Origin of the sequence: Tahibacter soli (assembly GCF_025717065.2) — a bacterium.
GTDB lineage: Bacteria > Pseudomonadota > Gammaproteobacteria > Xanthomonadales > Rhodanobacteraceae > Tahibacter > Tahibacter soli.
On record NZ_JAOVZO020000017.1, the window covers coordinates 268,678 to 287,109 of the forward strand.

Sequence of the window (18,432 nt, forward strand, 5' to 3'; positions counted from 1 at the left end):
TTACGGTTCGCGCGGCTTGCGCAACAGATGCAGCGCCATCGCCGCGACGAGCGCCGCGCCGCCGACGAGAGACGCCCACAGCAGCCACGACGACCACGCGACCGGCTTGGGCGGTGGCGGCGGCGTCGCGAGCGCCGCGGAACCCGACAACGCGCGCGCGTCGCCGAGCGTCGCCGGATACGGCTGCCAGTCGCCGCCGCGTTTCGCGCGCAGTTCGCTGACGAGTCTTGCGATCGGCGCTTCCTGCCGCCGCGCCTTCACGCTGCCGGCCGCGAGCGTGTACGGGCCGGCGCCTTGCGCGAGAAAGACGATTTCTTCGGCACGCCAGCCGAGACGCAGCACCGGCGGCGCGTTGCCCGGCTGCGCGCTGTCGGCGCGCCACAGCCGATCGCGAACGAGGCTCGCCAGGCGCTGCTCGGCGGAGCGCTCCACGGTGCCGCCCGCATCGACCGCGTAGGCCATCCAGGGACCCGCGCGATGCTGCCAGGTCCATTGCGCGTTCTCGCGGCTCTGCACGGTCCACTCGGCCGCGCTGTTGCCGGCGGCGGGCGCGAGATCGACGCGCTCGGCCGGCACGCGCGCATCGAGCGCGTATTCGTAGTGCGCGACGCCGTTCGCCTCGACGCGGCGGCCCGCGACTTCGTTCCATTCCCACGCCGCTTCGGCCGGCGGCGGCGCGAGTTCGGCGACGATGCGCGTGATCTCGAACGGGGTGTTCGTCGCACGCGGCACGAGCCGCAGATACGGCCCGTACGTACCGGCGAGCGCGACGCGGTCGCGACGCAGCGTCGCGTTGTCGTTCGCGAGATCGACGAGGTCGACGTCGACGCCGGTCGCGCGCCAGCGCGTCAGATCGTCGCTCTGTTCGAGCCGGTAGCCCGCCTGCGCCGACGCGCCGGACGCCTTCCATTCGAAGCGCAGCGCAGCGAGCGGCGAGCGCAGCTGGCTCAGGTCGACGAGCAGTTCGCGCGTCGCCGGCGCCGCGTCGGGCGCGGCGGCGACGCCGACGTCGACGCGGCTGACGCGTCCCGTCGCGTCGCGTTCGGCGCGCACGTTCCAGTCGGCGGTCGCGTCGGCCGGTTTCGGCGCGAGCGGAAACCAGCGCAGCTCGGCGGTCAGCGGCTCGGCGGCGCGCACGAGCACCGCGCGCGCGGGCAGCAGCGCGGACGGCACGGCTTCGCCGGCCGCGTTGAACACTTCGATGTCGGCGAGAACGACGTCCTGCGCGGTCGCGTAGACGTCGCGCGTCAGCGCGACGCGAAACGCGCCGCCGTCGTCGCGCGAAAGGCGCAGCGGCCATTCGCGGACGTAGTCGTCGCGCGTGCCGGCGTGCGCGGCGGTCGCCGCGACGAGGGCGATGAGGACGACGGCGCGCTTCATTCGCCGGCTCCTTCGGCCTGACGCGGCGGATTCGGCGCGAACCAGCCGACGACGAGCAGCAGGCCGCCGACCGCGAGCACGCCGAGAATCGCCGACAGGTCGGAGAGGTGGCTGCGGTCGACGAGGATGAGCTTGGCGATGACGATGCCGACGAGCGTCGCGCCGCCGATCCAGATCGCGCGCGAGCCGCGGCGCGCGCCGACGAGCATCGCGGCGAGGCCGGCGAGGCACCACACGACCGACAGCAGGGCCTGCGCGAGCGCCGACGAGAACATCGCTTCGGTCCAGGGCACGCCGCCGATGAAATGCGCGCCGCGCAGCGTGATGCTGGTGAGCAGCGCGAATGCCACGCCGGCCAGCAACTGCGCGCGCGTCGTGGCGTCGAGGATCGCGTCGCCGTCGGCTTCGGCGCGGCGATACCAGCCGAGCAGCGCGAGCACGAACGCGATCTGCGCGAGTTCCAGCGGGTTGAGCACCGGCAGGTAAGGCAGGGGCCGCGGATCGCCCTCGGCGAACAGGCCGCCGAACCAGGCGAAGCCCAGCACGAACGACAGCGACGCGAGCAGCATCGTGCGCGCGCTTTCGGCGGCGTCGCCGAGCGGGAAGCGCAGCGGCCGGAACCGCACGATCGTGCCCCAGAACGCGAACGCGGCCGGCAGGAGGCTCGCGAGCGCCTGCCAGATGCGCGCGACGTCGGCGCCGGCGGCGGTGAGCTTGTGGATCTGCGTGCCGAGCAGAAGTACCCAAGTCCACGTATGCGCGAAATGGATGAACGCGAGCAGCGGTGCGCCGCACGCGGCGAGCGCCGCCTGCGCGCGCAGGCTCGCGGCGAACCACGCGATCCACGCGGCGAGGCCCCAGCCGGCGAGCGGGCTGCCGTTCGCTTCGAGCGTCGGCGCGATCAGCGCCGGCGCGATCAGGAAGCCGGCGTACGCGGGCCAGCCGAGATCTTCCCAGTCGAGGCCGCGGCGCAGTTCGGCGTACAGCCACGTCGACAGCGCGACGAAGCCGAGTGCCCAGTTCGTTTCCGTGCCGTCGGGCGCGAAGCGCGCGATTTCGTTGGCGCCGAGCGCGATCCACCACAGCACGCTCCAGCCGAGCAGCAGGCGCGCGGACGGCGACTCCGGCGCGGCGTCGCGCACGAGATGCGCGCTGACGAAGCCGGCGGCGGCGACGAGCGCGATCGCGAGAAAATCGCCGTTGACGATCGCCGCGGCGCCGTCCGGTGCGCTCTCGCCGATGCCGTGGATCAGGAGCGACGCGCCGGCCGCGAGCTGCAACGCGTAGCCGATCCAGCGCGGCAGGTTGCGCCCCTGGCGCAGACCGAGCCAGACGAGCGCCGCACCCTCGACGGCCCACGCGCACGCGGTGGAACGCGCCGACAGCGCGAGCGGCACCGCGAGCGTGGCGAAGCCGAGCGCGAGCAGCGCGTGCGAATGCCCGAGCAGGCGATACGACAGTCTGCGCAGCACGAACCACGCGACCCCGACATGCGTCGCCGCGAGCACGACGGCCGACAGCGCCAGCTGATGCCGGTTGCCTTCGAGCAGCGCGGCCTGCAGCGGAAACGCGATCAGCGGCGTGCCGAACACAAGGCTGCCGTCGACGATGCCTTCGCGGTTGTCGGACCGGCGCCACGCATACAGCACCGGAATCGCGAGATAGGACGCGTAGAACAGGATCAGGAACGGCTCGGTCGTGTCGAACAGCTCCGGGCGATACTTGAGCGTGCCCCAGGCGATGCCGATGACGAACGTGAAGACGAAGCCCATGAGATTGAGCGCGCGCCACGGCTTGAACCATGCGATGCTGAAGATCGCCGCGTTGAGGACGGCGTAATAAGTGAACAAGGCAACATGGTTGCCGCTGTCGCTCGCGGTGAGTATCGGGGCGAGAAAGCCGCCGACGATACCGAGCACGGCGAGGGCGAGCGCATCCTGCAGCACCGCGAGCGCGCCGGCGCCGGCGACGAGCACGACGAGCAGCGCGAACGCGGCGCCCGAGGGAATCAGGCCGTACAGCTTGTACGCGCCGAAGACCACGAGTATCAGAATGCCGATCGCGCCGCCCTGCAGGCTCAGCGCGAACGCGCGATGGGTTTCGCGCTTGCGCCACGCGAACACGAGCAGCGCGAGCGCGCCGGCCGCGATGCCGGCGAGGCGCAGCTCGATCGGCACGGTCAGCCAGCCCTGGTCGGCCGCGTACTTCATCAGCGCGCCGACGCCGAGGAACAACAGCAGCACGCCGATCTTCACCGGCACGTTGCCCTCGGTGAACCAGCGCCGGACCGCGTCGACGGCGCGCTCGACGATGTCGGGTTCGTGCGGAACGCTCGCGGGCGCCGGGCGCGGCGCGGCCGGCCGTGACGACTGCGGCGGGGTTTCGCGGCGCAGCACGGGCGACGGCGCCGGTTCGCCGCCGACGTCGAACGTCGCGCGGCCTGAGCGCGGCGGCAGCGGCGGCGGCGTGAAGTCGAGCGCGAGCGGTTCGACCGCGTCGTCGGCCGGCTCTGTCGGTTTCGACGCGACCGGCGGCGCGACCGGCTCGACCGGCGCGGTGGCGCGCGGCGGTTCGGGAGCCCGAGCCTGGGCTCTGGCGCGCCGTTCGTCGTCGAGGTCGGCCGCGCCGCGTCGCGAGATCGCCGCGTTCAGCACGTCGAACCGCGATTCGATCTCCGCGAGCTTCTGCTTCAGCGTGGCGATACGTCCGAACAGCACGCCGATCACGGCGCCGACGATCGCGCTGAGCCAGGAAATATCGTGGCGGAATACCCCACCGCCGAGAAACGCGCCGACGAACAACCCGATCAAGCCGAGCAGCCAGCCCATACGTGACGCCCCCGTCCATTTCGCATCACTCTAACGCAAGCGGCGTTCAATAGACGTTCGGCGCGCCCGGCGGCCGTGTCTTGAAGCGCTTGTGCAGCCACAGATACTGGCTCGGCGCTTCGCGCACCATCGCCTCGATCGCGGCGTTGACGCGCGCGGTGTCGGCGACCACGTCGTCGCTCGGAAACGCCTCAAGCGGTGCTTCGAGGCGCAAGGCGTAGCTGCCGTCGGCCTCGCGGCGGTGATAGAACGGCATCACGAGCGCGCCGGACAGCCGCGCCAGATGATGCGTCGCGGTGATCGTCGACGCGGGCACGCCGAAGAACGGGACGAATACCGAATCCTTGCCGCGCATGTCCTGGTCCGGCGCGTACCAGACCGTGCCGCCGCGCTTGAGGTACTTCACGGTCGCGCGCAGCTCGTCCTTCGTGAACATCGCGTCGGCGTAGCGCAGCCGCGCGGCGAGCACGGCGCGTTCGAACACGGCGTCGTCCATCACGCGGTACATGCCGGCGATGCGGATGCGCTGCGACACGAGCCGCGCGCAAAGTTCCAGATGGGAAAAGTGACCGCCGATGAGCAGTACGCCGCGGCCTTCCGCGCGCGCGCGCGCGAGGTGTTCGAGGCCGTCGACGCGGCAGGGGATCGCGGCGATCGTCCTGTCGCTGCCGAACCACGCGAGCGCGAATTCCACGAGCATGCGGCCGCTGTCGCGCAGCGTCGCGCGCAGCAGCTGACGGCGTTCGGCGTCGGAAAGCTCGGGAAAGCACACTTCCAGATTGCGCCGCGCGACGTGCCGGCGTACCGACAGCAGCGCGCCGGCGACGACGCCGGCGGCCGTGCCGAGCGCGCGCAGCACGGGTAGCGGCAGGCGGGCGACGCCGCGCGCGAAGGCGAGGCCGATCCAGGCGAGCCAATGGCGCGGCGCGGCGAGGGAGGCGGGCGGGTCAGGGGGCTGGGTGTCGGACATCCGGCCAAGTTTAGCGGGCTCCGGACGCGACGCCGCTATACTGCGCCACCTTTCGCCGCCGGCCGGTACGTGTTCCCGCGCTCTCTCTACACGCTCGTGATGTATCTGCTGACGCCGGTGATCCTGTTCCGGCTGGCGCGTCGCGGCCTGCATTACCGCAGCTATCTCGGGCGCTGGCGCGAACGCTTCGGCTTTTTCCGCGCGCCCGGGTTCGAGCGCAGCATCTGGATTCATGCGGTGTCGGTCGGCGAGGTCAACGCGGCCGTGCCGCTGATCGAGGCGCTGATGCGCCGTCACGCCGACCTGCCGTTCGTGATCACGACGATCACGCCGACAGGTTCCGAGCGCGTGCAGAAGCTGTTCGGCGACCGTGTTTTCCACGTCTATCTGCCGTACGACCTGCCGGCGTCGGTGCGCCGCTTCCTCGAACGCGTGCGGCCGAGCCTCGGCGTGATCATGGAAACCGAGATCTGGCCTAACCTGTTCGCCGAATGCGAGGCGCGCCGGGTGCCGCTCGTGGTGGCGAACGCGCGGCTGTCGGCGAAGAGCCTGCGCGGCTACGGGCCGGTGCGTCCGCTCGCGCGCGTCGCGATCCGCTCGGCGCGGCACGTGGCGGCGCAGTCGGGCGCCGACGCGCAGCGGCTGCTCGAACTCGGCGCCGATCCGTCACGCCTGTCGGTGCTCGGCAACATCAAGTTCGACATGGCGGTGCCGGCCGACCTGCCCGAACACGGCCGCGCGCTGCGTGTGGAGTGGGGGCCGCATCGGCCGGTGTGGATCGCCGCGAGTACGCACGAGGGCGAAGAGGTGGCGATGCTCAAGGCGCATGCGCTCGTGCTGCGGCGCTTTCCCGACGCGCTGTTCCTGATCGCGCCGCGCCATCCGGAGCGCTTCAAGCCGGTCGCGCTGGCCTGCCGCAGCTTCGGTTTCGCCACGCGCACCCGCAGCGAGGACGTGAGCGCCGAGAGCGCGACGCAGGTGTTCGTCGTCGATACGCTGGGCGAGCTCCTGCGCTACTACGCCGCGGCGGATCTCGCGTTCGTCGGCGGCAGCCTCGTGGAAATCGGCGGACACAACGTACTGGAGCCGGCAGCGCTGTCGGTGCCGGTGATCGTGGGCCTCAACACGTTCAATTTCGCCGAGATCACGACGAGCCTCGTCGACGCCGGCGGCGCGCTGCAGATCGCCGACGGCGAAAAGCTCGGCGCCGAAGTCGTGCGTCTGCTCGGCGACGAGCGGCGCCGCGTCGAGATGGGCGAAGCGGCCAGGCACGTGTTCGAGCGCGAGCGCGGGGCGGTCGAGCGCAATCTCGAGGCGATTGAGAAGGTCATGACCGGATCGCCGGCGTAGTCGGTGATCCGGTCCGCTCTTGCGGCGGGAGCCGCCATTTCTGGTTCAAATTGATACTGCCGGAATCGTCGGCGTAGCCGACGGTTTCGTCAGCTCTTGCGGCGGGAGCCGCCATTTCTGGTTCAAATTGATACTGCCGAATCGGCAGCTCGCTGACGCTCGATCAGGCAAAAAAAGCGGGCCGAAGCCCGCTTTTTCTTTGGCGTCTCGCGCCGAATCACTCGAGCAGCGCGTTGACCTCGGCGAGATCCTTCTGCTCGACGCTGCCGGCCGACTGGCGCAGCTTGAGCTGGTTCACGACGAAGTTGTGGCGCGCCTGCGAATGATCGCGCTGCGCCTGGAACAGCTGGCGCTGCGACAGCAGCACGTCGACGATCGTGCGCGTGCCGACTTCGAAGCCGGCCTGCGTCGCTTCGAGCGCGCTGTTGGCCGAAACCACCGCCTGCTTGCGCGCTTCCACTTCGCTGATGCCGGCGACGACCGCGCGGAAGTTCAGGCGCGTGGCACGGATCAGCGCGCGCTTCTGCTGTTCGAACGTGTCCTGCGCATTGTCGCGGTCGTATACGGCCTGACGCACGCGGGCCTGCGTCGCGCCGCCCGAGAAGATCGGCACGTTCAGCGTGACGCCGATCGCCGTGTCGCTGCCGGTGTTGTGGATCGGGTTGAGCCGGCCCTGCACCGTGCGATCGCCCCAGCTCGGCTGGTTCTGATAGGTGATCGTGCCGGACAGCGTCGGCAGGTGGCCGGAACGCTGCGTCTTGATGTTCGTGTTCGCCGCGGCGAGCGCGAGTTCCTGCGCCTTGAGGCCCGGGTTTTCGCTGATCGCCTTGTCGACCCACGCCTGCATGTCGTTCGGCACCGGTTCGTTCATCGGCAGCTTTTCGCGCAGGCGCAGCAGCGTGCCGGGTTCCTTGCCGGTGATTTCGCGCAGCGCTTCGCGCGAGTCGTCGAGCGCGTTCTGCGCGTTGATCGTGGCGGCGCGCGCCGAGTCGTACTGCGCCTTTGCCTCGTTCACGTCGGTGATCGCCGACAGGCCGACCTCGAAGCGCTGCTGCGCCTGGTCGAGCTGGCGTTCGAGCGCTTTTTCCTCGGCCTGCGAGAACGTCAGCGAGTCTTCGGCGGTGAGCACGTTGAAATACGCGGTCGATACGCGGATCGTCAGGTCCTGCTCGGCCTGCACGTACTGCGAATCGCTACGGCGGGCCAGTTCCTTGGCGGCCTTGCGCGCGGTCCAGCGGCTGAAATCGAGGATCGACTGGTCGAGCCGGCCGCCCCAGCTCACGCCGCGCGTCGACGACGACGAGGTGTACGGCAGCAGCACGAGATTGCCGTTGTCGTCCTGCACCGGCTGCTGGCTCGTCGAGCTGCCGTGCGAGTCGGTGAACGAGTAGCTGCCGGAGATCTGCGGCAGCAGCGCGGCCGTCGCGATGTCGACGTTCTCGCCGACCGACAGGTTGGTATCCTTGGCGATCGCGAGGGTCGGGTCGTTCTGGCGGGCCTGTTCGAACACCTGCAGGAGGTCTTCGGCCGACGCGAGCGTCGGGGCGAGCAGCAAGGCCAGCGATAGGGGCAACAGCTTCATCGGGTTACGCATTGTTGTGGCTTCCTGAGTTGGAACTCGTCCTTGCGGGGAGTTCGCGCTTATCGAATTCCTGGTGCGCCGGCCTGCCCGGATCGTTCAGAGCGTGAAGCGCTTGGGCGGCGCGGCGTTCGTGAGATACGGCAAATCGGTTTCGAACAAACTTTCTTCTTTGCAGCTGTCGCCGGTGCGCGTCAGGACCGCGGCGCGCTGGACCGGCGATTCGCCGATCACCGCGAACATCCGGCCGCCGGGCTTGAGCCAGCGCTTGAAGCGCTCGGGCAATGCAAACACGGCACCCGTGACGACGACGACATCGAACTCCCGCTTCGGATCGAAAGCCTTGACCGCCTCGCCGACCTCGACCCGGACATTGCCGATGCCGGCCTTGTCCAACCGCGCACGCGCGGTGTCCGCGAGGTCCGCGTGCTGCTCGACGCTGACCACCTCTTGCGACAGTCGTGCCAGACACGCCGTCAGAAAGCCCGAACCGGTGCCGATTTCCAGAACGCTTTCGTGCGGCGCGGGCAACAGCGCCTGCAACACGCGGCCTTCGATCACCGGTTTCATCATGACTTCGCCGTGCGCGAGCGGCAGTTCGAGGTCGGCGAACGCGATGTCGCGATGCGCCGTACCGACGAATTCCTCCCGACGCACCTGCGTCAGCACGTCCAGCACGCGGGCGTCGAGCACGTCCCACGGCCGCACCTGCTGCTCGACCATGTTGAACCTGGCCTGTTCGACGTTCAGCGACATGGATCTGCTCCAGCATAAAAGGGGCGAAAGCATAGGCTCTGCTGCCCTTCGCGGCAATTGAGCATCGCCTGAGTCGGCTTTCCCCCGTAGTGCCGGAAGTCACCGCAACTATCTGACATTCCTCACCTTCTGACCCGTTTACGCTGTCCGGCGCGGCGTTCCGGACACGGCCGGACGTCCGCCGACCGGCAGCCGCGCGCGCGCGTGGACGACCCCCGCCGCGAGGCGCTGATCGACCCGTTCGATGCGCGTGAGCGCCTGCGGGTTGCGCACGTGGCTCTGCCAGGCGAGCCAGCGCGACAGCCTGCCGGCGTCGACGCGGTCGAGCGCGGCGAGCGTGCCGCGCGCGGCGAGCGCCTGGCTCGCGTCGAACTGCGCCCGGTCGAGCAGCGTCGCGAAAGCGCGTTGCGCCAGTTTGAACGATTGGCTCAAGTGAAGTTCGGTACTCGGTGACATTGGGAGTTTCCTATGCGCCGGCCGGTTGCGCGTCCGCGGCCGGACGTTGAATCCGGAACCACGCGGCATACAGCGCCGGCAGGAAAAGCAGGGTCAAGGCCGTGGCGACGAAGAGTCCGCCCATGATCGCTACCGCCATCGGCCCGAAGAATGCGCTGCGCGACAACGGAATCATGGCGAGGATCGCCGCGAGCGCCGTCAGTACGATCGGCCGGAAGCGCCGGACCGTCGCATCGACGATGGCATCCCAGGGCGCGTGGCCCTTGGCGATGTCCTGCTCGATCTGATCCACCAGAATTACCGAATTGCGCATGATCATTCCCGCCAGCGCGATCGTGCCCAGCATCGCGACGAAGCCGAACGGAACGTTGAACACCAACAGAAACAGGGCCACGCCGATCGGGGTCAGGAACGCGGTCAGGAACACCATGATGGTGCGGCTGAAGCTTTTCAATTGCAGCATGAGCAGCGTCAGCACCACGAAAACGAACAACGGGAAGCCGGCGTTGACCGACCGCTGGCCCTTGCTCGAATCCTCGACCGTGCCGCCGACTTCCAGCAGGTACCCGGCCGGCAGCGCGGCGCGGATCGGATCGAGCGTCGGCAGGATCTGGTTCGTGATCGTCGGCGGCTGCAGCACGCCGTCGGTGTCGGCGCGCACGGTGATCGTCGGCAGGCGGTTGCGGCGCCAGATGATGCCTTCCTCGGTCGCGTAGTCGACCGTCGCGATCTGCGACAGCGGCACGGTCTTGCCCGACGCCGTGGGCACCGCGAGGCTGGTCAGCAGCGACAGCTGAGCGCGCTCCTCGGCCGGCCCGCGCAGCACGACCTGGATCAGCTCGTCGCGCTCGCGGTACGTCGAGATCGGCACGCCGGTCAGCGAACTTTGCATGAAGTTCGACAGGTCCTGCGAACTGACGCCGAGCACGCGCGCGCGATCCTGGTCGATGTTGAGCCGGATCACCTTGCTCGGCTCGTCCCAGTCGAGGTTGACGTTGCGCACGTGCGGGTTCTTGCGCACGAGGTCGGCGACTTCGCGAGCGTGCTTGCGCACGTTCGCGACGTCCTCGCCCGACACGCGGAACTGCACCGGATAGCCCACCGGCGGGCCGTTCTCCAGGCGCGAAACGCGTGCGCGCAGTTCGGAGTAGTCGGTTTCGAACAGCTTGAGCAGATCCACGCGCAGGCGTTCGCGCTCGACCTTGCCCTTGGTCAGCAGGACGAACTGCGCGAAGCTCGCCTGCGGCAGCTGCTGGTCGAGCGGCAGGTAGAAGCGCGGCGAGCCGGTGCCGACGTAGCTGACGTAGTTGTCGATCTCGGGCCTTTTCGCGAGCCACGCTTCGAGCTTCTTGACCTGCGCTTCGGTCGCGTTGAGCGACGAGCCTTCGGTGAGCTTGAGATCGACCATCAGCTCCGGCCGCGTCGAATCGGGGAAGAACTGCTGCTGCACGAAGCGGAAGCCGACGATCGACGCGACGAACATGCCCAGCGTCATCGCGATGACCAGCCAGCGCCGGTCGACGCACCAGTCGACGGCGCGGCGGAAGCTCGCATAGAACGGCGTCGAGTACGGGTCGCGTTCGTGCGCATGCGATGCCGGTGCGCTGAGCTTCGTGCGCAGGCGGCGCGGCAGAAAGCCGATGAGCGCGAGGCGCAGGCCGGCGACGCGCGCGGCGAGCGATCCGGGCCTGGGCGGCTGCGCCGGCTTGCCGAGGTCGGGCAGCAGCTTGTAGCCGAGATACGGAATGAACACGACCGCGGCGATCCACGACACCAGAAGCGCAATCGTGACCACTTCGAAAATGGAACGCGTGTACTCGCCGGTGCTCGACTTCGCCGTCGCGATCGGCAGGAATCCGGCCGCGGTGATCAGCGTGCCGGTGAGCATCGGGAACGCGGTCGAGGTGTAGGCGAACGCGGCGGCGCTGACGCGGTCGTAGCCCTGTTCCATCTTCACGGCCATCATCTCGACCGCGATGATCGCGTCGTCGACGAGGAGGCCGAGCGCGAGCACCAGCGCGCCGAGCGAAATCTTGTGCAGGTCGATGCCGAAGTAGCTCATCACGGCGAACGTCATCGCCAGCACGAGCGGAATCGACAGCGCGACGACGAGGCCGGTGCGAAAGCCGAGCGAGAAGAAGCTCACGAGCAGCACGATGATCACGGCTTCGCCGAGCGTGCGCACGAACTCCTCGATCGAGCGCTGCACGGCGTGCGGCTGGTCGGCGACGCGCGCGAGTTCCAGGCCGACCGGCAGGGTGGTTTCCAGGCGCTTCGTCGCGGCGTCGAGGTCGCGGCCGAGCTGGATGATGTCGCCGCCCTTTTTCATCGACACGGCGATGCCGAGACCTTCCTTGCCCATGAAGCGCATGCGCGGCTGCGGCGGGTCGCTGTAGGCGCGACGCACGTCGGCGACGTCGCCGAGCTTGAACAGGCGGCCGTTCGCGCGGATCGCGATGTCGCGGATCGCCTCGGGCGAATCGAACGCGCCGGACGTGCGCAAGTAGATGCGGTCGCTGTCGGTTTCGAAGCTGCCGGCCGGCGTGATCGCGTTCTGCGTTTCGAGCGTGCGCTGCACGTCGGCGAAGCTGACGCCGAGCGTGGCGAGCTTCGTGTTCGACACTTCGATGAAGATTTTTTCGTCCTGCAGGCCGATCAGATCGACCTTCGCGACGTTGGGCACGCGCAGCAGGTCGAGCTTCAGGCGCTCGGCGTAGTCCTTGAGCTGCGCGTAGCTGAAACCGTCGCCGGTCAGCGAATAGATATTGCCGAACGTATCGCCGAATTCGTCATTGAAGAACGGGCCGAGCGTGCCGGGCGGCAGGGTGTGGCGAATGTCGCCGATCTTCTTGCGTACCTGGTACCACAGGTCCGGCACGTATTTGGAATCGAGCGAATCCTTCGCGATGACGATGATCTGCGACTCGCCCGGCCGCGCGTAGCTGCGCAGGAAGTCGATCTCGGGCAGTTCCTGCAGCTTCTTTTCGATCTTCTCGGTGATCTGCTCGTTGATCTCCGCCGCGGTGGCGCCCGGCCACTGCGTGTTGACGACCATCGCCTTGAACGTGAACGGCGGGTCTTCGGACTGGCCGAGCGAGCGGTACGCGAGGAGGCCCGCGATCGCGAGTACGACGATGAAGTAGCGCACCAGCGACTGGTTGCGCAAAGCCCATTCGGAAAGATTGAACTTTGTCATTGTTTTTTATGCCGCATCTAAGCCCTGCCCGGGCAGCAAACGCACGACGTTGCAGAACGTGCGCGCGAGGAGAAAAAGCCGCGCGCCGCCCGAACCGATCCGTGGTCCAACCGTGCGCAAAGAAGCGCCCGAACCGCTGCGCGCCGTGGGGAGGAGGGGGAAGACGGCGGGCGGCGGTCGGGCTTTGAACGTATCGGGTGCGTTACAGCGACAGCGGGCGATTGCCGCCGTCGACCGGCGCCACCGGCTGGCCTTCGCGCAGCTTGTGCACGCCGGCCGCGATGATCCAGTCCTGCGTGTCGACGCCGGCGGTCAGGAGCACGCCCTGTTCGCGGTACGCGCTGACCGTGACGGGCTTCAAGTGCACCTGGCGCGTCTTCGGATCGAGCACCCACACGGCCGGCTTGCCGTCCTTTTCGTACAGCGACGCGAGCGGGATCACGTGCGCGTCGTCGCCGCCGGCGCCGGCGAAATACACGCGCGCCGTCTGGCCGAGCTTGACGGCGTCGGAGCCTTCGCCGAGCGCCACGCGGACGCGATAGGTGCGCGTCGTCGCGTCGGCTTCCGGCGCGATCTCGCGCAGCATGCCGTCGATGCGCTTGCCCGACTCGGCCCACAGTTCGACCGTCGCTGTCTGTTCCTTGCGGTAGTCGGCGATGCGGCCTTCCGGCACGCTGATTTCGACTTCGCGTTCGCCGTCGCGCGCGAGGTTCGCGACGCTCTGGCCGGCGGCGACCACCTGGCCCGCCTCCGCGCTGATCGCGGTGATGACGCCGTCGTGGTCGGCGCGCAGGCCGGAGTACGCGGCCTGGTTCTGCGCGACGTTGAGCGCGGCGCGCGCCTCGGCGGCGCGCGCGGTGGCGGCCTTGAGCTTGTTGTCGACCGCGTCGAACTGCGTCGCGCTGACGAAATGCTTTTCGAGCAGCGCGCTGTAGCGGTCGCGCTCGGACTTGGCCATCGCAAGATCGGCCTCGGCCGCGGCGACCGTGGCCTTGGAACTCGCCGCCTGCAGGTTCAGATCCTGCGGGTCGAGTTCGGCGATGAGGTCGCCGGCTTTGACGTGTGCGCCGACATCGACGAGGCGCTGCTTGATCTTGCCGCCGACGCGGAAGCCGAGCGCGCTTTCGTAGCGCGCCTTGACGTCGCCCGAATACAGCATGCCGGCTTCGGCGGCGGCCGGTTGCGGGCGCGCGACGATGGCGGGGCGGATCGGGTCCGGGGTTTCGGCGTGGGTACTGCAGCCGGCGAGCCAGAGCGCCGGGGCGATCATGGCAAGACCGATGGCGATCCGGCCGACTCGTATGAAGGCACGCATTGTTACAATCCTCAAAGGCGTGTAGCGTGATGGTTTACCTAAACTGTCCGGTACAGTATCATTACTAAACTGCACTGTCTAGTATTCAATTTGCCATGTCATCACTGATGAAACAGGCCGCCCCCGGGCGACCGAAAGATCTCGAAAAACGCGCCGCAATCCTGCAGGCGGGCAAGCGCCTGTTTCCGCGGCAGGGTTTCGACGGCACGAGCATGGACGCGATCGCGAACGAGGCGGGCGTCTCCAAGCTCACGGTCTACAGCCACTTCAACGACAAGGAGACCTTGTTCAAGGAAGTGATCCAGGCCAAATGCGAAGAACAGTTGCCGGCCGAGCTGTTCCTGGCCGACCTCAAAGGGCCTATCCGCGGGCAGCTGCAGACGATCGCGCGCGCGTTCTTCAATCTCATCGCGAGCGAAGAGGCGATTTCGCTGCATCGCATGATGACCGCGCAGACGCAGCAGTCGGCCAAGCTTGCGCAGATGTTCTGGGAAGCCGGTCCCAAGCGCCTGCAGGATTCGTTCGAAGCGTTCCTGCTGGCCGAAATCGCCGGCGGCCAGCTCGACATTCCCGATCCGCGCCGCGCGACCGGGCAGTTCTTCTGCCTGCTCAAGGGCGAACTGCACGCGCGCATGAGCTTCGGCTGCTGCGAACCGTATACGGAACGCGACGTCGACGAGCACATCGACGCGACGGTCGACCTGTTCCTGCGCGCGTACGCGCCGCGCTGAACCGGCGCTCCCGAGACAACCGCCCCCGCTTCGTGCTTGAATGCGCGCCGAAGCGGGGGTGCCCAGGCATGGGCTGAGAGAGTCCCTTCGTACCTGAGCGGGTCATGCCGCCGTAGGAAGCTTCGCCGCGACGCCCTGCGCGTCGTCCGGCCGCGCCTTCGCTTCGTTCCTACCTTACGAGGACGATGCCGATGAATGCCGTGCCCTCCGACCTGGTGCTCAAGACCCAGGAACTTTCCGACAGCGTGACGCGCCCGATTCCGGGCTCGCGCAAGATTCACGTCGAGGGCAGCCGCCCGGATCTGCGCGTGCCGATGCGCGAGGTCGCGCTCGCCGACACGCCGCTCGTATTCGGCGCCGAAAAGAACGCGCCCGTGACGCTGTACGACACTTCCGGTCCGTACACCGATGCCGACTATCGCGTCGATCTCACGCGGGGGCTGCCGGCGCTGCGCGCCGCCTGGATCGCCGAGCGCGGCGACGTCGAACGACTGAGCCAGCTTTCATCGGAATTCGGCCGCAAGCGCGAGCACGATCCGCGCCTCGCGGCCGTGCGTTTTTCGAACCTCTCCAAGCCGCTGCGCGCGAAGGCCGGCCGCAACGTCACGCAGATGCACTACGCGCGACAGGGCATCGTAACGCCGGAGATGGAATACATCGCAATACGCGAGAACCAGCGCATCGACGCGATCCGCGAAGCGCACCTCGCCGCGCAGCATCCCGGCGAAAGCTTCGGCGCCGCGCTGCCCGGGCGGATCACGCCGGAGTTCGTGCGCGACGAAGTGGCGCGCGGCCGCGCGATCATTCCGAACAATATCAACCATCCGGAAAGCGAGCCGATGATCATCGGCCGCAACTTTCTGACGAAGATCAACGCGAACATCGGCAACTCGGCGGTCACATCGTCGATCGCCGAAGAAGTGGAAAAAATGGTCTGGTCGATCCGCTGGGGCGGCGACACCGTGATGGACCTTTCCACCGGCAAGCACATCCACGAGACGCGCGAGTGGATCCTGCGCAACTCGCCGGTGCCGATCGGCACGGTGCCGATCTACCAGGCGCTCGAGAAGGTCGACGGCCGCGCCGAGGAGCTGACCTGGGAAATCTTCAAGGACACGCTGATCGAACAGGCCGAGCAGGGCGTCGACTACTTCACGATCCACGCCGGCGTGCGTCTGGCGCACATCCCGCTGACCGCCAAACGCGTAACCGGCATCGTCAGCCGCGGCGGCTCGATCCTCGCGAAGTGGTGCCTCGCGCATCACAAGGAAAACTTCCTCTACACGCACTTCGAGGACATCTGCGACATCATGAAGGCGTACGACGTCGCGTTCTCGCTCGGCGACGGCCTGCGTCCGGGTTCGATCGCCGACGCGAACGACGCGGCGCAGTTCGCCGAACTCGATACGCTCGGCGAGCTGACGCAGATCGCCTGGAAGCACGACGTACAGACGATGATCGAAGGCCCCGGCCACGTGCCGATGCAGCTGATCCGCGAGAACATGGAACGCCAGCTGCGCGTTTGTCACGAAGCGCCGTTCTATACCTTGGGACCTTTGACCACCGACATCGCGCCGGGCTACGACCACATCACGAGCGCGATCGGCGCGGCGATGATCGGCTGGTTCGGTACCGCGATGCTGTGCTACGTCACGCCGAAGGAACACCTGGGCCTGCCGAACAAGCAGGACGTGCGCGACGGCATCATCGCCTACAAGATCGCCGCGCATGCGGCGGATCTCGCCAAGGGCCATCCCGGCGCGCAGGCGCGCGACAACGCGCTGTCGAAGGCGCGCTTCGAGTTCCGCTGGCAGGATCAGTTCAACCTCGGCCTCGATCCGGAAAAGGCGCAGGAGTTCCACGACGAGACGCTGCCGAAGGACGCGCACAAGCTCGCGCACTTCTGCTCGATGTGCGGTCCGCATTTCTGCTCGATGAAGATCACGCAGGACGTGCGCGACTACGCCGCCGAGCAGGGCGTCGCCGCCGACGCCGCGGCGCTCGAGCACGGCATGGCGCAGAAGGCCGAGGAGTTCCGCAAGGCCGGCAGCGAGATCTATCGCGAAGCGTGATCGCTCGACGGGCCGTCCGCATCGCGCGGACGGCCCGGGAGCGGCGGCGGCGTGCGAAGATCGACCGTGCCGAGGGTCACTCTTGAACCCTCCGGCCGGCCGCCCAAGAATTCGCCCGAACGCACAAGGATGATTCCGATGAATACGCCCGACACTCTGATCGCGTCGCGCAGGCGCCTGCCGTGGTTCGGCGCGATCGGCACGCTGCTCAGCGTGATCCTGATCGCGATCCTCGCGCTGATGTGGTGGTGGGACTACGAGCCTGCCTCGCTCGACGTGCAGCGCGAAGCGCAGCGGCGCGCCGACGCGGTCAAGCAGCCGGTGGTCGTCGGCAGCGTGACGACGGCGACGCTGATCGCGAGCGTCGAAACGCTGCTCGACAAGCGCGGCGGATATCTGTCGAACGACATGCTGCCGCCCGGCGTGTTCATGGACAACGTGCCGAACTGGGAATTCGGCGTGCTGACGGCGAGCCGCGATCTCGCCGGCGCGCTGCGCAACGACTTCAGCCGGTCGCAGACGCAGAGCACGGAAGACAACGACCTGCGCGAAGCCGATCCGCTGCTGTCGAGCCCGAACGACCGCTGGCTGCTGCCGAGTTCGGAAGGCCAGTACCGCAAGGCCGTGCGGCATCTCGACGCGTATCTCGTGCGCCTCGGCGACAACGACCAGAACAACGCACAGTTCTACGCGCGTGCCGACAATCTCTCTGACTACCTGCAGATCGTGTCGACGCGCCTGGGCTCGCTGTCGCAGCGGCTGTCGGCGAGCGTGGGTCAGTTGCGGCTCGACACCGATCTTTCCGGTGACGCGAACGCGGAGCAGTCCAAGCCCGGACCGGGTCCGCGCATCGTGCAGACGCCGTGGTCGAAGATCGATGACGAGTTCTACGAGGCGCGCGGCTACACCTGGGCACTGCTGCAGCAACTGCACGCGATGGAGCGCGATTTCGCCGGCGTGCTGCGCGACAAGAACGCCGTGGTCAGCATGCAGCAGGTCGTGCGCGAACTCGGCGAAGCGCAGAAGGGGCTCGGCAGCCCGGTCGTACTGAACGGCTCGCCGTTCGGCTTTTTCGCCAACCACTCGCTCGTGATGGCGAACTACGTGTCGCGCGCCAACGCGGCGATCATCGATCTGCGGCGGTTGCTCGAACGCGGCTGATCGGCCAGGTTTCGGGCAAAGAAGGTTTCGCGCAAAGAAAAAGCGGCCGTCGGGCCGCTTTTTCGTTTTCGGATGGCGCCTTGCCTCAGCCGGTCTTGTCGGCCTCGTACCGCGCGATGCCGTCGAGCACTTCCTTCTTCGCGCTGTCGGCGTTTTCCCAGCCATCGATCTTCACCCACTTGCCCTTCTCGAGATCCTTGTAGTGCTCGAAGAAGTGGCCGATGCGCTCGAGCCAGTGCGCCGACACCTGCTTGATGTCTTCGATGTGGCCGTAGCCGGCGAACACCTTCGACACCGGCACGACGACGAGCTTTTCGTCGCTGCCGGCCTCGTCGGTCATGCGCAGCACGCCGACCGGGCGGCAGCGGATCACCGCGCCGGGCACCAGCGGCAGCGGCAGGATCACGAGCGCGTCGAGCGGGTCGCCGTCGCCGCCGAGCGTGTGCGGCACGTAGCCGTAGTTGCACGGGTAGCGCATCGGCGTCGACAGCACGCGGTCGACGAAGATCGCGCCGCTGGCCTTGTCGACTTCGTACTTGACCGGCTCGGCGTCCTTGGGGATTTCGATGATGACGTTGATGACGTTCGGCACGTCGCTGCCGGTGGGGACGAGGTCCAGGCCCATTGCAATTTCCACG

Annotated in this window: 13 protein-coding genes and 1 riboswitch; of the genes, 4 read left to right on the top strand and 9 right to left on the bottom strand. The window is 68.0% G+C overall.

From position 1 onward, the window contains the following. Genes OD750_RS12395 through lpxL form a run of 3 tightly spaced genes read right to left on the bottom strand, consistent with a single transcriptional unit; the run spans position 1 to position 5,178 of the window. Positions 1 to 1,380, bottom strand: coding sequence for a DUF3999 domain-containing protein (locus OD750_RS12395; protein ID WP_263545549.1), 1,380 nt, complete (start codon positions 1,378 to 1,380; stop codon positions 1 to 3). After that, entirely contained in the window at positions 1,377 to 4,208 is a 2,832-nt protein-coding gene (locus OD750_RS12400) for a DUF2339 domain-containing protein (RefSeq protein WP_263545550.1), read from the bottom strand. Before OD750_RS12400 ends, OD750_RS12395 begins: the two co-directional genes overlap by 4 nt. A gap of 46 nt (positions 4,209 to 4,254) precedes the next feature. Further along, on the bottom strand, positions 4,255 to 5,178 hold the full coding sequence (lpxL, locus tag OD750_RS12405; RefSeq protein ID WP_263545551.1) for an LpxL/LpxP family Kdo(2)-lipid IV(A) lauroyl/palmitoleoyl acyltransferase: 924 nt from the start codon (positions 5,176 to 5,178) through the stop codon (positions 4,255 to 4,257). A gap of 69 nt (positions 5,179 to 5,247) precedes the next feature. Here lpxL and waaA point away from each other — a divergent pair, with 69 nt between their 5' ends. Beyond that, entirely contained in the window at positions 5,248 to 6,528 is a 1,281-nt protein-coding gene (gene waaA, locus OD750_RS12410) for a lipid IV(A) 3-deoxy-D-manno-octulosonic acid transferase (RefSeq protein ID WP_263545552.1), read from the top strand. Between the two features lie 217 nt (positions 6,529 to 6,745). On the opposite strand, the gene OD750_RS12415 is transcribed toward waaA, so the two are convergent. The 5 genes from OD750_RS12415 to OD750_RS12435 all read right to left on the bottom strand — a co-directional run bounded on the left by OD750_RS12415 (position 6,746) and on the right by OD750_RS12435 (position 13,830). After that, positions 6,746 to 8,122 carry a TolC family outer membrane protein gene (locus OD750_RS12415; RefSeq protein ID WP_263545553.1) on the bottom strand — a complete coding sequence of 459 codons (1,377 nt, stop codon included), beginning with the start codon at positions 8,120 to 8,122 and terminating at the stop codon, positions 6,746 to 6,748. Between the two features lie 84 nt (positions 8,123 to 8,206). Beyond that, complete coding sequence (locus tag OD750_RS12420) at positions 8,207 to 8,863, bottom strand: protein-L-isoaspartate O-methyltransferase family protein (protein WP_263545554.1); 657 nt, start codon at positions 8,861 to 8,863, stop codon at positions 8,207 to 8,209. A 138-nt stretch (positions 8,864 to 9,001) separates the two neighbouring features. After that, entirely contained in the window at positions 9,002 to 9,295 is a 294-nt protein-coding gene (locus OD750_RS12425) for a hypothetical protein (RefSeq protein ID WP_263545555.1), read from the bottom strand. A 34-nt stretch (positions 9,296 to 9,329) separates the two neighbouring features. Beyond that, complete coding sequence (locus OD750_RS12430; RefSeq protein WP_263545556.1) at positions 9,330 to 12,515, bottom strand: efflux RND transporter permease subunit; 3,186 nt, start codon at positions 12,513 to 12,515, stop codon at positions 9,330 to 9,332. A gap of 202 nt (positions 12,516 to 12,717) precedes the next feature. Continuing rightward, positions 12,718 to 13,830, bottom strand: coding sequence for an efflux RND transporter periplasmic adaptor subunit (locus OD750_RS12435; protein ID WP_263545557.1), 1,113 nt, complete (start codon positions 13,828 to 13,830; stop codon positions 12,718 to 12,720). Positions 13,831 to 13,937: 107 nt separating this feature from the next. On the opposite strand from OD750_RS12435, the gene OD750_RS12440 reads away from it, so the two are divergent. The 3 genes from OD750_RS12440 to OD750_RS12450 all read left to right on the top strand — a co-directional run bounded on the left by OD750_RS12440 (position 13,938) and on the right by OD750_RS12450 (position 17,794). Next, complete coding sequence (locus OD750_RS12440) at positions 13,938 to 14,561, top strand: TetR/AcrR family transcriptional regulator (protein WP_263545558.1); 624 nt, start codon at positions 13,938 to 13,940, stop codon at positions 14,559 to 14,561. A 44-nt stretch (positions 14,562 to 14,605) separates the two neighbouring features. Then, positions 14,606 to 14,697: riboswitch (TPP riboswitch) on the top strand. A gap of 55 nt (positions 14,698 to 14,752) precedes the next feature. After that, entirely contained in the window at positions 14,753 to 16,633 is a 1,881-nt protein-coding gene (gene thiC, locus OD750_RS12445) for a phosphomethylpyrimidine synthase ThiC (protein WP_263545559.1), read from the top strand. Between the two features lie 138 nt (positions 16,634 to 16,771). Then, positions 16,772 to 17,794, top strand: a complete 1,023-nt coding sequence (locus OD750_RS12450; RefSeq protein ID WP_263545560.1) for a DUF2333 family protein — start codon at positions 16,772 to 16,774, stop codon at positions 17,792 to 17,794. A gap of 85 nt (positions 17,795 to 17,879) precedes the next feature. Here OD750_RS12450 and ppa read toward each other — a convergent pair whose 3' ends face one another. Then, on the bottom strand, positions 17,880 to 18,419 hold the full coding sequence (gene ppa / locus OD750_RS12455; RefSeq protein ID WP_263545561.1) for an inorganic diphosphatase: 540 nt from the start codon (positions 18,417 to 18,419) through the stop codon (positions 17,880 to 17,882). Positions 18,420 to 18,432: the final 13 nt, after the last annotated feature.